Raw genomic sequence first — 15,552 nt, forward strand, 5'->3', positions numbered from 1 at the left:
GGTGGGGGCCTGCGGTACGGGTGCGGCGGCCGGGGGAGAGGGCGGCTCGGGCATCTGTGCCCGCCCGGCCGCGACCGCGGCCTCGACGTCGCGCCGGACGATGCGGCCGCCGGGCCCGGTGCCGGTGAGGGTCTCGATGCCGAGGCCCGCCTCGCGGGCCAGCCTGCGGGCCAGCGGACTGCTGAAGATCCGCCCGCCGCGATCCGGTTCACCGGAAGCCGGTGCGACGCGGGGCGCCGGAGCGGCGGAGGGAACCGGAGCGACCGGCTCCTCCGGCACGTCCCGGCGCACCGCCTGCCGGGCCTCGCCCGGCGCGGCCACGCCGAGCTCCGCCAGCAGCGCGTCGAGGTCACCGGTCTGCTCGCCGACGGTGCCGAGCACGGCGATGGGGTCACCGACCTCGATCTCCACGCCGGCTTCGTACAGCGCCTTGAGCAGCACGCCGTCCCGCTCGGCGGACACGTCCACCTCGGCCTTGTCGGTCTCGATGGAGACCAGCGCGTCGTCCTTGGTGAACGACGCCCCTTCCGCCACCTGCCAGGCGGACAGTACGGCCGTTGCCGCGTCGGCGGCCACGGCGGGCATTCGGAACAGTTCTGCCATGATCAACCCTCCTGGGTGTTCTCTCTTACGGGGAGGGTCAGTTCCCGGTGACCCGCTGGAGCGCGGCCACGACCTCTTCGGTCCGTGCGATCGCCGCCCGCTCCAGCACCTTGCTGATGCTGGGCGAGGACTCGCCGGCCCCGACGCGCTCGACCGGCCGGTCGAGCCAGTCGAACCAGCGGCGCTGGATCTCGTCGGACAGCCAGCCGCCGTAGGAGGTGCCGATGGGGCCCTGCTCGGCGATGAGCACGTTGTTGGTCTTGCGGATGCTCTCGCCGAGGGTGTCCCAGTCGAGACTGGCGCGGTCGAGCCAGCGAAGGTCGATGACCTCGGCGTCCAGGCCCAGCTGCTCGACGGCCTCCAGGACGTAGTTGGTCATCGCGAGGTACGACACGACGGTGATCCGCGACCCGGTGCGGCGCACCGCCGCCCTGCCCACCGGCAGGCAGTAGTCCAGGTCGTCCACCGGGCCCGGACCGACCGAGTTGTACAGGTCGGTGTGCTCCAGCACGACGACCGGGTCCTTGCAGGTCAGCGCCGAGTTCATCAGGCCCACGTAGTCGAAGGGCGTGGACGGGGCGACGATCCGCCAGCCGGGGGCCGTGGCGAGGATCCCCGCCGGGTCCATGGAGTGCTGGGAGCCGTAGCCGGTACCCATGGCGACCTTGCTGCGCAGGACGAGCGGGACGCCGGACCCCTGTCCGTCGCCGCCGAACATGTGCCGGGCCTTGCCGATCTGGTTGAAGATCTGGTCGGCGGCGACCCACATGAAGTCGGCGTACATGAACTCCACCACCGGCTTGTACCGGCCGTCGAGCGCGATGCCGCCGGCCAGTCCGGCGAAGGCGTTCTCGCTGATCGGGGTGCCCAGGACCCGGTCGGGGTGGGCCTCGGCCAGGCCCTTGGTGGCGCCGTTGGTGCCGCCCTTGAGCCGGTGCACGTCCTCGCCCATGACGACGACCGACGAGTCCTCGGCCATGCGCCGGCTCATCACCTCGGCCACGACGTCGATGAACTTCCGCTGCTCCAGACGCCCCTGGAACGCGTCCGGGCCGGTCCCGGTGTCGGCGAGGCGTACGCCGTCGAACTCGCTGAGGTCGCCCCGCACACCGACGTCGCGGAAGGAGGGGTCGGGCCATTCGGCGGGCCTGATGCGGCGGGTTCCCGGCTTTCCTTCGGGGTCGGGCTCCAGCAGCTCGTCACCGATGGCGGCCATGACCGCCTTGGCCCGCGCGGTGCACTCCTCGATCTCTCCGGCGCTCAGGACGCCGTTCTCGACGAGCCGGCGCGAGACGAGGGCCAGCGGGTCGCGGGCCCGCCACTCCTTCTCCTCGTCCTTGGTGCGGTAGCCGAACGCGCTGCCGGGGAACGGGCCGTTCTGGTGGAAGAAGCGGTAGACCTCGGCCTCGACGACGGTCGGGCCGCCACCGGCGCGCATGTGGTCCACGGCCTCGCTCATGGCGAGGTACGTGGCGAGCGGGTCCATGCCGTCCACACGCCAGCTGGGGATGTTGAAGCCCAGTCCGCGCGCCGACAGCCGGGGCTCGGCCGTCGCCTCGTCCACGTGGGTGGAGACGGCGTACTTGTTGTTCTCGATGAAGAAACAGACCGGCAGCTTCCAGGCGGCGGCGAGGTTCATCGTCTCCAGCACGGAGCCGATGTTGACCGCGCCGTCCCCGAAGTAGGTGACCGAGACGGCGTCGGTGCCGGCCTGCCGCGCCGACCAGGCGAACCCGGCGGCCTGCGGCACGCCGCCGCCGACGATCGCGTTGGTGCCCATGGCCCCGGCCTCGCGCCACTGCAGGTGCATGGATCCGCCGCGCCCCCGGCAGAAGCCCCTGGCCAGGCCGCAGATCTCGGCCAGGCTGCGCTGCAGGACGGTGCGCACCTCCGCGTCGACGGGGCGGCGCAGGTCGATGCCGTCGGGCGCGACATGTCCCAGTGCCTTGGCGAGGAACTGGTGGTGCCCCCGGTGCGAGCCGCCGACGAAGTCGGCGCCGGTCAGCGGCAGCACGGAGCCGACGGCGCCGCCCTCCTGGCCGATGCTGGAGTGCGCCGGCCCGTGGACCAGCCCCTGGCCCGCGAGGTCGAGCACGTACTCCTCGAAGGTCCTGATCAGCAGGGTCTGGGTGAACATCGAGGTCAGCAGCCGGGGGTCCGCGCCGTGCCAGTCCTTCTTGGTCGCCGTCACCTCGGTCCAGGGTGATGCGGGGGCCAGTTTCCGGTGTGTGGGCATGAGCACTCTCCTGTGTGATTCGGTGAGCACTGTCGCAGTGAATGGATCCATAGCCAATACCTCGTTACCGGAACGTTACGTTCAGATTTCGGGAATGTCCATTGACTACGGCACCTAACGCGGAGCAATGTGAGAGCCATGGCGGATAGATGGATCCATTCCACAGGTGACCAGCAGCGGGGACTTCCCGGGCTGGCCGGCGTCGAGCACATCGGCTTCACCGTTCCCGACCTCGAAGAGGCGACCCGGTTCTTCGTCGAGGTGATCGGCTGCGAGCACGTCTACTCGCTCGGCCCGTTCCGTTCCGACGGCACCTGGATGAGCGACCACCTCGGCGTCCACCCACGTGCCGTGATGCGCGAGCTGCGCTTCTTCCGGTGCGCGGGCGGTCCGAACTTCGAGATCTTCGAGTACGAGGCCCCCGGACAGCAGACGCGACCGCCGCGCAACAGCGACATCGGCGGCCACCATCTCGCCTTCTACGTCACCGACCTCGACGCCGCCGTGGCACACCTGCGACGGCACGGTGTACGGATCCTGGGCGAACCCACGGCCAGCTCCGGCCCGAGCGAGGGGCAGCGCTGGGTCTACTTCCTCACTCCCTGGGGGATGCAGCTGGAGCTGGTCTCCTACCCGGACGGCAAGCGGTACGAGGCCGGCTCACCGGTACTGCTGTGGCAGCCTTCCGTCTGAACACGCTGCCGCGCCACCCCACCAGGGAGAACCATGTCACCCAGCCCGACCACCGGATCAGGCCCCTCGGGATCCGGCACGCCCGGATCCAGCGCCGCCGTCGCCAGCCAGCGCGTCGCGGACCATCTGCGTGCCGCCATCCTCAGCGGTGAACTGCGCCCCGGCGCCCGGATCATGCAGGAGCAGGTCGCCGCGCAGCTCGGCGCCAGCCGGCTGCCCGTACGCGAGGCCCTGCGGATACTGGCGGCCGAGGGGCTGACCGTGGTGAAGTCCAACAGCGGCGCCTGGGTCTCCAGGATGGACATGGCGGAGTGCGAGGGCGTCTACAAGATCCGCGAACGCCTGGAACCGCTCGCCCTCGCCGAGAGCATCCCGCATCTGACCGCCGGACAGATCGCCGAACTGGAGGCGATCGCGCGGCAGATCGAGCTCACCACCGACGTGGACCGCTTCCTGGCCCTCGACGGCCGGCTCCACCTGCTCACCTACTCCGGATGCCGCGTCACCCAGATCACCGCCATGGTCGACCGGTTCTGGAACACCACCCAGCACTACCGCCGCGCCTTCGCCCGGCTCGCGGGCGACAGCGGCTGGGAACTGATCCATGCCGAGCACCGCCTGATCATCGACGCGATCAAGCGGGCCGACATCGTCGACGCCGAACGATTTCTCACCGGCCACATCCGCCGCACCCGGCTCGAACTGGCCCAACATCCCGAACTGTTCACAGAGGAAGACCATGACAGCGACCACACAGCAGACGCCGCAGGCCCAGCGGACTGACCCCCGCCCCTTCGAGGGCCGAACCCTCCTCCTGTCCGGCGCGGGCGGCGGCATCGCCCGCGAGGTGGCCCGCCAGTTCCACGCGGCCGGTGCCAACCTGGTGCTCGGCGACCTGAACGCCGGGACACTGGCGGAGTTCGCCGCGACGCTCGACCCCACGGGCACCACCGTGATCACCCGCACTCTGGACGCGGCGTCGCCGGAGAGCAACAACGCCTTCGTCGCCGCCGCCGTCGAGACGTTCGGCTCGGTCGACTTCCTCGTGCCCGCCGCCGGGATCTACCCCGAGCAGGCCGTCGCCGACATGACCGACGAGCAGTGGAACACCGTCATCTCGGTCAACCTCAACGGCGTCTTCTACCTCACCCGTGCCGTTCTGCCCCACCTCAACGAGGGCGGATCCATCGTCAATCTGACCTCCATGGCCGGTCACCGAGGCAGCGTCCGGCACGCGCACTACGCGGCGACCAAGGGCGCGCTGCTCGCCTTCTCCCGCAGCCTGGCCTGGGAACTCGGCTCCAGGGCACGGATCAACATGGTCTCGCCCGGCATCATCGAGACCCCCATGACCCGCGACTACGTGGCCGACCGCGGCGACACCGCTCTCGCCACCACCCCACTGGGCCGCCTGGGCCGGCCGGAGGAAGTCGCCTCCGTGGTCACCTTCCTCTGCTCGCCCGCCGCGAGTTTCGTACAGGGCGAGGTCATCCATGTGAACGGCGGCATGCACATGATCTGAGCGACCGGGAACAACAGGGCAGAGCACGACGGAGAACACGGCGGAGCAAGTGGTGACGGAACCGAACACGACGACCCGAGCGGCGGTCTACCCCGACCTGAACGGAAGCTCCGTATGCGTCACGGGCGCCGCCCGCGGCCTGGGCCTGGCGATGGCCGACGCCTTCGCCCGCGCCGGATGCCATGTGCTGCTGCTCGACCTCGACGGCGACGAACTGGACCGGGTGCAACCGGCGCTGGCGGCGCGCCACCCCGGCCGGGTGATCGCGGCGGCCACGGCCCCGGTGAGCGACCAGGACGCGGTGACGGCCGCACTCACCGCGTTCACCGCCCGGACGGGAGAGCTGTCCGTCATGGTCGCCAACGCCGGTGTCTCCGCCAACGCGCCGTCGCTCGATCTCGAACTGGACCGCTGGAACACCGCGTTGGACGTCAATCTCACCGGGGTCTTCGTCTGCGCGCGCGCCGCCGCCCGCATCATGCGCGAGGGCGACGGAGGTGTCATCCTCACCACCTCGTCGATGTACGGGGTGACCGCCGGCCCCGAGCGCGCGGCGTACTGCGCCACCAAGGCCGCCGTCGCCGCCCTCACCAAGGTCCTGGCCGTCGAATGGGCCCCGTCCGGCATCCGGGTCAACGCGCTCGCACCCGGATACGTCGAGACCGACCTGCTGAACCGGCTCGCCGACGCCGGGCGCCTGGACACCCGGGCGCTGCGCCGCCGCACCCCGCGCGGCCGCCTCGGCACCCCGCAGGACATCGCCAATCTCGCCCTGTTCCTGTCCTCCGGGGTGTCCGCGAACATCACCGGCCAGGTGCTGGTCAGCGACGGCGGCTGGACGGCCGACGGTTACGCGGTGACGCCGGACCGACCGGATACCGGTCGGAACCACAAAAACGGTGGGCTTCGGGGTAGTGGCCCGGAGTGATCACCAGCTGATCTAAAGTGCTCAGGCCAGATCCACGACCGCGGACCTGAGAAGGAATCACGGATATGCCCACTGAGACGTTCGAGTTTCAGGTGGAAGCGCGCCAGCTTCTGCAGATGATGATCCACTCGATCTACTCGAACAAGGACGTGTTCTTGCGTGAACTCGTCTCCAACGCCTCCGACGCGCTCGACAAGCTGCGGCTCGAAGCACTGCGCGACGACTCGCTCGGCGCGGACGTGTCAGACCTCCACATCGCCATCGGGACCGACCGGCAGGCCCGCACCCTGACCGTGCGGGACAACGGCATCGGGATGTCCCACGAAGAAGTGGTCCAGCTCATCGGGACCATCGCGAACTCGGGCACCGCGAAGTTCCTGCGGGAGCTCAAGGAGGCCGAGGAGAACGCCGCGGCCGACGGGCTGATCGGTCAGTTCGGCGTCGGGTTCTACTCCAGCTTCATGGTCGCCGACGAGGTCACGCTGCTGACCCGGCGCGCCGGCGAGAGCCAGGGCACCCGGTGGACGTCGTCCGGCGAGGGCACGTACACGATCGAGACCGTCGACAGCGCTCCCCAGGGAACCTCCGTCACGCTCCACCTCAAGCCGGAGGACACCGACGACCAGCTGCACGACTACGTCTCCCCGTGGAAGATCAGGGAGATCGTCAAGCGCTACTCCGACTTCATCACCTGGCCCGTCCGGATGGTCCCCGAGGCCGCGGCGGACGCGGACGGCGGGGAAGGGGCCGACGACGCCCCGCGCGAGCCCGAGACGCTCAACTCGATGAAGGCCCTGTGGGCGCGCTCGCGCGACGAGGTCACCGACGACGAGTACCACGAGCTGTACAAGCACATCAGCCACGACTGGAGCGCCCCCCTGGAGACCATCCGCCTTCAGGCGGAGGGCACCTTCGAGTACCAGGCACTGCTCTTCATCCCGTCGCACGCGCCCCAGGACCTGTTCATGCAGGGGTACCGGCGCGGCATCCAGCTCTATGTGAAGCGCGTCTTCATCATGGACGACTGCGAAGCGCTGATGCCGCCGTACCTGCGCTTCGTCAAGGGCGTCGTGGACGCGCAGGACCTGTCGCTCAACGTGTCGCGCGAGATCCTCCAGCAGGACCGCCAGATCCAGCTGATGCACCGGCGGCTGGCGAAGAAGGTCCTGTCGACGGTCAAGGACATGATGTCCGCCGAGCCGGAGCGGTACGCCACGTTCTGGCGGGAGTTCGGCCGCGTCCTCAAGGAAGGGCTGCTGAGCGACTTCGAGAACCGCGAGACCATCCTCGGCGTCTCGTCCTTCGCCACGACCCACGACAAGGACGAGCCGACCACGCTGCGGCAGTACGTGGAGCGGATGAAGGACGGCCAGGAGCACATCTTCTATCTGACGGGCGAGTCGCGTCAGGCCATCGAGAACTCCCCGCACATGGAGGCGTTCCGGGCCAAGGGCGTCGAGGTGCTGCTGCTGACCGACCCCGTCGACGAGGTGTGGGTCGAGGCCGAGCCGGAGTTCGACGGCAAGAAGCTGCGGTCCGTCGCCAAGGGCGAGGTCGACCTCGGGACCGAGGAGGAGAAGAACGAGGCGGCGACCGAACGAGAGGGCCGCCGGCAGGAGTACGCGGACCTGCTCGGCTGGATGACGGAGCGACTGAGCGACACCGTCAAGGAGGTACGCCTCTCCTCCCGCCTCACCGTCTCGCCCGCCTGCATCGTCTCGGACACGCACGATGTGACACCTGCCCTGGAGAACATGTACCGGGCCATGGGGCAGGAGATTCCCCAGGTCAAGCGCATTCTCGAACTCAACCCGGAGCACCCGCTGGTCAGCGGCCTGAACCGGGCGCACGCCGAACGCGGCGAGACCGACGGCACCGGACTCCAGGAGACGGCCGAGCTGCTCCACGATCTGGCGCTGCTCGCCGAGGGCGGCGAACTGGGCGACCCGTCACGCTTCGTCCGGCTGATGGCCGACCGCCTCGAACGGACCCTGTGAACCCCCGCCGCCGCTGAAGCCGCACCGGCGGCTCCAGGACGGCGGACGCTTCACGGTGGGCCGCGCCTCGCACGTCCGGGGCGCGGCCCACCGGCCGTGGCGGGTGGCCCGGGTGTACCGGTGCCGCGGTGGTCGCCGCCGGGATGCGAATCACGCGGTCCGGAGCGAGGATCGAAGTACGGGCAGTGGCCCGGCTGCGCCCCGACCCCCCGGGGGTCGGCCCCTTCCCCGGCGCTCCGGTCCGCTTCCCGGCCGCCGTACCGCGACCGTGCCGGCCTCAGCGGGGCAGGGAGCCGAGCCAGCCGGTCAGGAGGCTGTTGACCTCCTCGCTGCGTTCCTGCTGGATCCAGTGGCCGGCGCCTTCGAGGACGTGCGAGGAATCCAGCGCGGGCAGGGTCGCCGGGTACGCCTCGATCGCCTTGGACATCCAGGTGGTCGAGGCGTCGAGGCCGCCGCCGATGAACAGGGCGGGCCGGGTGATGGGCGCGCCGTGGAAATCGGTGAGATCCGTCCAGTCCCGGTCCATGTTACGGTAGCGGTTGAGCGCCCCGTTCATTCCGGTGCGCTCGAACTCCGCTGCGTAGACGTCCAGTTCGTCCTCGTCCAGCCAGGCGGGCAGCCGGCCGGCGGGGAACCGCTCACGCATTGTTCCGCCGCGCCGCACGAAGTGCGGATCGGGCGCGTCCGGTGCGGGCATGGTGTCGGCGGACAGTGCGGCGTAGATGCCCGCGAGCCAGCCCCGGACGTCCGGCTCGATCTCGGCCTCGGCCCGGCCGGGCTCCTGGAAGTAGGAGACGTAGAACTCCTCGTCCCCGCCCATCCCCGCGAAGACCTCGCTGGGGCGCGGCCCGCCCGGTGGCGCGTAGGGAACGCTCAGCAGACCCACCGCGCGGAAGACGTCCGGCCGGACGAGGGCCGAGTCGGCGGCGATCGTCGAGCCCCAGTCGTGCCCGACGATCACCGCGGTCTCCTCGCCGAGCGCGTGCACCACGGCGACGTTGTCCTCGATCAGGTCGAGCATCCGGTACGCGTCGACGGACTCCGGCCTGGAGGAACGCCCGTAGCCCCGCACGTCCATGGCGACCGCCCGGTACCCCGCGGCGGCCAGCACCGGCAGTTGACGGCGCCAGGAGTACCAGGATTCCGGGAACCCGTGCACCAGCAGTACCAGCGGCCCGACGCCCTGTTCCACCAGGTGGATACGGCCTGCGGGAGAGGGGACCGTGCGGTGTCTGAAGTCCGTGACCCGGGCGGGCTGCGACATGGATCCTCCCGATCCTTCGATGTGTTGCGCGGACCGCGATCCCTTGCGCGGACCCGATGCGTGGTCCCGATCATGCGACGGATACCCGGCCCACGCGAGCGTTGTTGCCGTTCCGGCAAACCATCGGCGGAGCAGGCCCGTTATCCCGAAGGCGCCTGGCGCAGGGTGTGACAACGGGCGGCGCGGCCTGCGGGGGCACCCCCGCAGGACCGGCGGCAAACATCGGACAGACGCCGGAATCACGCCGAAATCAGGCGGAAAGGTGCCCTGTGGGCGGCAGATGAACATCCCTAGTCTCTGTCCCATGCGTGTACTTTTCGCCTCGACCCGAGGCTCGGGCCACTTCCACCCGCTCGTTCCACTCATCGACGCGTGCACGGCACGGGGCGACGACGTCCTCGTCGTCGCCCCACCAGCACTGGAATCGTTATTGGCGTCCCGGAAACAGCCGTACCGCATTGGCGGGGAGCCACCCGAGGAGGAGCTCGGCAGGATCATGGCGCGCGTGCTGGCGCTGGCCCCGGACGACGGCGTCGCGTTGATGGTCACGGAGGTGTTCGGCCGGCTGGGGATCGCCGCGATGCTTCCCGCGCTGGAGGAGGCGTGCCGCGACTGGCGACCCGACCTCGTCGTGCACGAGGCGTACGAGTTCGCCTCGGTGGTGGCCGCCGAGCGGCACGGGATCCCGCGGCTGAGGGTCGCGGTCTCGGCCGCGGGGTTCGCCCGGTCCACCGACGCCCTGACGATCCCCGTGTTCGAACCGTACGGAACCGGCATCGCGGAACGGCTGCTCGCCACCCCGTACCTGAGCCGCCTCCCGGCGTCCCTGGACCCCTCGCAGTACGCCGCGACCCACCGCTATCACGAGACCCTGAGGCCGGGTGCGCCGGCGGACGGATGGGGCGACGCGGAACAGCCGCTGGTCAACCTCACCCTGGGCACCGAGGCGGGCGCCCTGCCGACCGCGGTCGGCCTGTACCGGGCGCTCGTCGAGGCGGTGGGCGAACTGCCGGTGCGGGTACTGCTCACCACGGGGCACCTCATCGAGCCGGCGGACCTCGGACCGCTGCCGCCCCATGTCCGGGTGGAGCAGTGGGTGCCCCAGGCGGACGTCCTGCGCCGTGCGTCGCTGGTGGTCTGCCACGGCGGATCCGGGACCGTCTTCGGCGCCCTGGCGGCCGGCGTCCCGCTGGTCTGCGTCCCCCTCTTCGCCGACCAGCCGGTGAACGCCCGGCTGGTGACCGAGGCGGGGGCGGGGACGGCGATCACCCCGACCGGCGCCCCGGTGGACGAGCCGCCGGTGCTGGGCCCCGACGACGTACGAGGCATCCGCGCGGCCACCGAGCTGATCCTCGACGAGCCGTCGTTCCGGGCCCGGGCCGGCCGCCTGGCCGACGAGATGCGGTCCACCCCCACGGTCGAGGAACTGCTCGGCACTCTCGCCCCCTGACCCCGGCGGACGGCGTCCTCCGTACGGAGGGAGTCGCCGGACCGGGGCGCCCGTGCCGGGCACCGGCGGGCATGGGAAGAAGATGGCACGAGTATCCGCACCCGTGATCGAGCTCGTCCGGCGGACGGCCGAGCCCGTCGGAGCGCAGACCCTGCGCTCCACGGCGGCCGCCGTCATCGCCTATGTCGTGGCGGTGTGGGCCCTGCCCCACCCCGCACCGCTCACGGCACCGCTCACCGCGCTCCTCGTCGTACAGGTCACCCTCTACGCGACCCTCACCACGGGGATCCGCCGGGTGAACTCCGTCGTGGTCGGGGTGCTCATCGCCAGCGCGTTCACCGCGCTGGTGGGCCTCAACTGGTGGAGCCTCGGGCTGACGATCTTCGCCTCGCTGATCATCGGGCGGCTGGTGCGCGTCGGCGAGTTCGTCCCCGAGGTCGCGATCAGCGCGATGCTCGTGCTGGGTGTCTCCCAGGTCGCGTCGACCGCCTGGGACCGGGTGCTGGAGACCCTGATCGGTGCGGGAGTGGGGCTGCTCTTCAACCTGCTCCTGGCGCCTCCGGTGTGGGTGCAGTCCGCGGGTGCCTCCATCGACGGTCTGGCCCGTGAGATGGGCAGGATGCTCCGCGCGACGGGAGCGGACGCGGGCGGGCACATCTCCGTCGGGCGGGCGGCCGACCGGCTCCACGCGGCCCGCCGCCTCGACCACGACATCGTGGAGGTCGACGCCTCGCTGCGGCAGGCGGAGGACAGCCTCACGCTCAATCCGCGGGTCCGGCAGGGACTGCTCTACCGGGTCGTGCTCCGCACCGGTCTGGACACCCTGGAGATCTGCGCCGTGGTGCTGCGGGTCCTGTCGCGCACGCTGACCGACCTGGCCAAGGCCCGTACCGACGAGACGCTGTTCCCCACCGACGTGGCCGAATCCCTGACCGAGCTGTTCGGGCAGCTGGCCGACGCCGTCGAGAGCTTCGCCGAACTGATCACCACCCCGCTCGCGGAGAACGCCGAGGAGGCGGAGGCCAGGCTGGCCGACGCGCTCGCCGTCAGCCGCGCGACCAGGGACCGGGTGGCCGATCTGCTCCTCGAAGACGTCCAGGAACATCCTCGGCAGTGGCAGCTGCACGGGGCGCTGCTCGCCGAGATCGACCGGATCCTGGACGAGCTCGACATCGACAAGCGCACGGAACGCCTGGGCAAGGAGCTCGACCGGCGCTCCGCGCAGCTCCACGAACGTCACCCCTGGCTGCGCTCCGTGTCACGCCGCCTGGGCAGCGGGCAGAGCTGACGGCGCGGCGCACCCGGCACCCGGAACCGTCATCCGGAGGCCGGCAGACGCTCGATGGCGACCAGCGCCGCGTCGTCCCCCAGACGACCGCCCGCGTGGTGCAACAGGTCGGCGCACAGGGACTCCAGCAGTGCTTCGGGGCCCGTGCCGAACCGCGAGGCGGCCCGTTCCCGCAGCGGATAGAAACGCCCCGACCGGTCCCGGGACTCGATCACGCCGTCGGTGTACAGGAGCAGCGTGTCACCGGCCTCGAAGCCGAACGTCTCCGTCGTGTGCTCGGTGATCACCAGGCGTGCCAGCCCGAGCGGCGGGTCCGGCGTGCGCACATCGAGCGGAATCGCCGCACCGGCCCGCAGCAGGAGCGGCGGTGGATGACCGCAGCTGACCAGGTGGATCTCGGCGCCGTCGTCGGGGATGTCGAGCACGGCCGCGGTGACGAACGACTCGGCGAGGTCCGGGTCGTCCTCCTCGTCCCCGCCCGCGGTGCCCGTGCCGTCGAGGTCCGGTGCGATGCTCGTCTCCAGCTGGGCGACCAGATCGGGCAGCGGCCACCGCTGGCGGGAAAGCGCGTGGAACGCACCCAGCACACTCGCCGCCTCACCGATCGCGGCGAGCCCCTTGCCGCGCACATCGCCGATGATCAGCCGGGTGCCTCCCACGGTGCGGGCGGCGGCGTAGAGGTCGCCGCCGATCTGCGCCTCCGCCTCCGCCGCCAGATAGACCGAGGAGATGCGCAGCGGGCCGCTCCGTGCGGGCAGCGGACGCAGCACCACGCGCTGCGACGCCTCGGCCACCGAACGCAACTGGGTCACGGCCCGCTCGTTGCGGACTCTCAGGTGGGCGAAGAAGGTGACGAAGGCGGAGATGAGGACCAGCGCGACGATCTGGTAGGTGTGGTTGAGATTGTTGGGACCGGTACGCGCGACCGCCACCACCGCCTGCGTGAGCACGGCGACCACACCGACGAGTGCGGTCATGCGCGGCCCGCTGAACGAGGCGGCCAGCGCGGGCGCCGCCACCAGGAACGGACCGAGATGGACGTCCGGCGGTGCGACGACGTCCACCACGGTGACGGTGGCGATCAGCGCGAACGGCGTCGCCACGAGCGCGTTCCTGCGCCGTCGGGACTCACGGATCGACTCCAGGAACCGCGGGGAAGCCATGCTTCCGGAATACCTCACTCGGCCCGCCCCCGCTCCTCGTACGGCTGATCACCAGGCCCGCGGGCAGCTCCCGCGACAGCGGACTCGACCTGCGGCAGTGGCACACCTACGGGATCGACCGGTCCGAGAGCGGTGTGAAGCTCCACCTCGACGGCACCCTGAAGTGCACCGCCGCCCACACCCCCGGTCGGTGGACGCACGACTGCACTGCCGGCCGGCTCACCTCCATCACCTGCAGGACCGTGCCGGACACGACACTCGACGAACGCACCGGAAGCTCCGGCTGGACGTCCCTCGGTACCCGGTCGTACGCCGAGGGCACCGGCGCCGCCGTCTCCCTCACCGCGAGCGGCACCGGGTGCGTGCACGCCGACGCGGTGAAGCCCGTGCGCCGGTGACCACCGGCCGGGCCGGCTGAACTCATGTGCTGCCGCCGCGCACGGGGCGGTTGCGATGTCCGATCGCGCGGACACCGCCGGCTGCGGAATGCCCCGCGGCCGGCGGTGACCGGTGCGTCACGGAACGAGCGGCGAATCCGAGAGGCGGGGCGACGGGGGCGCCGCGCCGTCCAGCGTCGCGGAGTGCAGTGCGGCGTGCTCGTCGCGGGAGACGACCGACCGGCCGCCGCGCACGCCGAGCCGGTGCCCCCGCGGGGTCGTCCAGCGCACCTCGGCGTGGTCTCCGTCGACGGCGGCCTCGGGACCCGGCGTGGTCTCCGCGGCCTGCCGCGCGCCGGCCGCCACGAGGGACAGGGATCCGGCCGCGAAGGTGTCGCCGAGCTCCGCCCAGTCCAGCTCGGCCGGGGTCGCGCTCTCGAACAGCACCACCTCGATCCGCACCCCGTCGGCGCGCGGCACCAGCCGGAGCGTCGGCGTACGGCCGCCGAACGCACCGCCGGCCAGCCTGAAGTCCAGCCGCGCCGTGCCCAGGTCGAGTTCGACGCCGCCGTCGAGGGCGCGCGGTTCCGTCACGGGCGGCGCGCCGATCGCGTCCACCACCAGGCGCAGCGACCGCGCCCGGAACCGGTCGCCCGGCTCGATCATGTCGAGGTGGTGGTGCCGGTCGCCCGCCGGGCAGGCGAATCCCGCCAGCCAGGCCACATGCGGACCGCTCTGCACGGTCGAGAGCACGCCCGAGGCGAAGTCGAAGTCCTCCGCCCCGTCGTCCTTCATCAGATGGACGTGCAGATGCCCGGGCGTCCCGTCCGGGCGGACCCAGTGGCCGAACAGCGGACGCCGCTGCAGCCAGGTGTCCTGGTGGTTCACACTGCCCAGGGTGGTGACCGCGTCCAGCCAGGTGGTGCCCGTCTCCGGGGACGGGGTCTCGGTGAACAGCTCCCGGTGCTCGTGCTCGCCCGCCAGCTCCCGCAGCCGGGGCCGTACCCAGTCGGGCATCCGGTAGTCCACGCAGGACTCCACCCCGGTCGCCATCTCGCCCCGGACCGGGCTGGGCACCGGCGTGCCGAGCTCCCCGCGCACCGCCTTCGCCAGGAACGGCGGCACCCCCAGGTCATTGCTGTAGCAGCGGGCCATCGGGCCGGAGAGCTGACGGGTCGGCGGGTGCCAGCGGGCCAGGAAGTGCAGCCAGAGCCGGTCGTGCAGCCGGTCGTTGAGCTCCAGCACCTCCTCGTCGTCGACGTGCTCCCTGATCAGGGTCAGGGTCTGGAGCACGACGCCCCAGTAGGACGGGCTGTTGAACTCGGTGAAGCTTCCGGTGCTGTCGATGGCCCGGGTGAGCCGCACCATGCGGTCCTTGCCGTACGCGAACAGTTCCTCGTCGTCCAGGAGCCTCCCGGCGGCGAGTGTCACGAAGGTTCCCATGACGGCGACGTTGGTGTACGTCAGATGCACATTCCTGCGGACGATCGAGGCGGCCGCGTGCCGCAGCGACTCCCGCAGCTCGTGGCGCACCTCGGCCGGCAGGGTGTCGCCGTGGCGGGCATGCACCAGCAGCAGTGCGATGCCGAGGAAGTCCGCCCAGTTCCAGTCGGCCGGGACCATTTCCGCCGCCGGCTCCTCGGCGTAGTAGCCCCAGATCCCATAGGTGGCGTTCTCCGGCGACCGGTCCTGGAGCCCGGCGACCCGCAGGATCACCGAGTGGGCGCGCTCGGCGTCGCCCTCGCCGCCCCGCTCCAGCAGCAGCAGGGCATAGTGCAGGGAGTTGCGGGTGGGGTGGGCAGGGCCGCCCTTGATGTTGGTGTGGATGGGGTTGTACGGGGCTTCGACCTGCAGCAGGTTCGCCTCGGCGTCCCAGCAGCGATCGCCCTCGGCGAGGGCCGCTCGCAGCAGGGCGCGATCGTACTCGGCGGCCGACCAGGCAGGGTGCACGGGATGTCCTCCAGCTCGCGATCGTCGGGACGACGATCTTCGGAAACGCTTGGGAAACGTTTTCCAGAGGCTAAGCCGACG

Annotated in this window: 13 protein-coding genes; 8 read left to right on the forward strand and 5 right to left on the reverse strand. The window is 71.0% G+C overall.

What is annotated here, in order from left to right:
* Together AADR41_RS24615 and AADR41_RS24620 are read right to left on the reverse strand one after the other, a co-directional pair.
* Positions 1–603: E3 binding domain-containing protein (locus tag AADR41_RS24615; protein ID WP_342283573.1), on the reverse strand; the 603-nt coding region annotated here is incomplete at its 3' end.
* A gap of 37 nt (positions 604–640) precedes the next feature.
* Positions 641–2,839 carry an alpha-ketoacid dehydrogenase subunit alpha/beta gene (locus tag AADR41_RS24620; protein ID WP_342283574.1) on the reverse strand — a complete coding sequence of 733 codons (2,199 nt, stop codon included), beginning with the start codon at positions 2,837–2,839 and terminating at the stop codon, positions 641–643.
* A gap of 138 nt (positions 2,840–2,977) precedes the next feature.
* Here AADR41_RS24620 and AADR41_RS24625 point away from each other — a divergent pair, with 138 nt between their 5' ends.
* From AADR41_RS24625 to htpG, 5 genes are all read left to right on the forward strand, one after another.
* Positions 2,978–3,532: a VOC family protein gene (locus tag AADR41_RS24625; RefSeq protein WP_342283575.1), complete on the forward strand. Its 555-nt coding sequence runs from the start codon at positions 2,978–2,980 to the stop codon at positions 3,530–3,532.
* Between the two features lie 33 nt (positions 3,533–3,565).
* Complete coding sequence (locus AADR41_RS24630; protein WP_342283576.1) at positions 3,566–4,315, forward strand: GntR family transcriptional regulator; 750 nt, start codon at positions 3,566–3,568, stop codon at positions 4,313–4,315.
* On the forward strand, positions 4,272–5,054 hold the full coding sequence (locus tag AADR41_RS24635) for an SDR family NAD(P)-dependent oxidoreductase (protein ID WP_342283577.1): 783 nt from the start codon (positions 4,272–4,274) through the stop codon (positions 5,052–5,054). The genes AADR41_RS24630 and AADR41_RS24635 overlap by 44 nt, the downstream gene beginning before the upstream one ends.
* 52 nt (positions 5,055–5,106) lie before the next feature.
* Positions 5,107–5,982 carry an SDR family NAD(P)-dependent oxidoreductase gene (locus AADR41_RS24640; protein WP_342283578.1) on the forward strand — a complete coding sequence of 292 codons (876 nt, stop codon included), beginning with the start codon at positions 5,107–5,109 and terminating at the stop codon, positions 5,980–5,982.
* Between the two features lie 65 nt (positions 5,983–6,047).
* Positions 6,048–7,979, forward strand: a complete 1,932-nt coding sequence (gene htpG, locus AADR41_RS24645; RefSeq protein ID WP_342283579.1) for a molecular chaperone HtpG — start codon at positions 6,048–6,050, stop codon at positions 7,977–7,979.
* 277 nt (positions 7,980–8,256) lie between these two features.
* On the opposite strand, the gene AADR41_RS24650 is transcribed toward htpG, so the two are convergent.
* Positions 8,257–9,243, reverse strand: a complete 987-nt coding sequence (locus AADR41_RS24650) for an alpha/beta hydrolase (RefSeq protein WP_342283580.1) — start codon at positions 9,241–9,243, stop codon at positions 8,257–8,259.
* A 304-nt stretch (positions 9,244–9,547) separates the two neighbouring features.
* Between AADR41_RS24650 and AADR41_RS24655 the strand changes: the two genes are divergently transcribed.
* The gene (locus AADR41_RS24655; protein WP_342283581.1) at positions 9,548–10,693 is read left to right on the forward strand and encodes a glycosyltransferase; all 1,146 of its coding nucleotides are present in this window, start codon (positions 9,548–9,550) and stop codon (positions 10,691–10,693) included.
* 82 nt (positions 10,694–10,775) lie between these two features.
* A complete protein-coding gene (locus AADR41_RS24660) occupies positions 10,776–11,981 on the forward strand; it encodes an FUSC family protein (RefSeq protein WP_342283582.1) in 1,206 nt (401 codons plus the stop codon).
* Between the two features lie 29 nt (positions 11,982–12,010).
* Here AADR41_RS24660 and AADR41_RS24665 read toward each other — a convergent pair whose 3' ends face one another.
* A complete protein-coding gene (locus AADR41_RS24665) occupies positions 12,011–13,144 on the reverse strand; it encodes a PP2C family protein-serine/threonine phosphatase (protein ID WP_342283583.1) in 1,134 nt (377 codons plus the stop codon).
* A gap of 134 nt (positions 13,145–13,278) precedes the next feature.
* On the opposite strand from AADR41_RS24665, the gene AADR41_RS24670 reads away from it, so the two are divergent.
* Positions 13,279–13,542 (forward strand): hypothetical protein, encoded by a 264-nt coding sequence (locus AADR41_RS24670; RefSeq protein ID WP_342283584.1) that lies wholly within the window; start codon positions 13,279–13,281, stop codon positions 13,540–13,542.
* A gap of 117 nt (positions 13,543–13,659) precedes the next feature.
* Here AADR41_RS24670 and AADR41_RS24675 read toward each other — a convergent pair whose 3' ends face one another.
* Complete coding sequence (locus AADR41_RS24675; protein ID WP_342283585.1) at positions 13,660–15,471, reverse strand: hypothetical protein; 1,812 nt, start codon at positions 15,469–15,471, stop codon at positions 13,660–13,662.
* Between the last annotated feature and the right edge of the window lie 81 nt (positions 15,472–15,552).

The organism is Streptomyces sp. CLV115 (genome assembly GCF_038448545.1).
GTDB lineage: Bacteria > Actinomycetota > Actinomycetes > Streptomycetales > Streptomycetaceae > Streptomyces > Streptomyces sanglieri.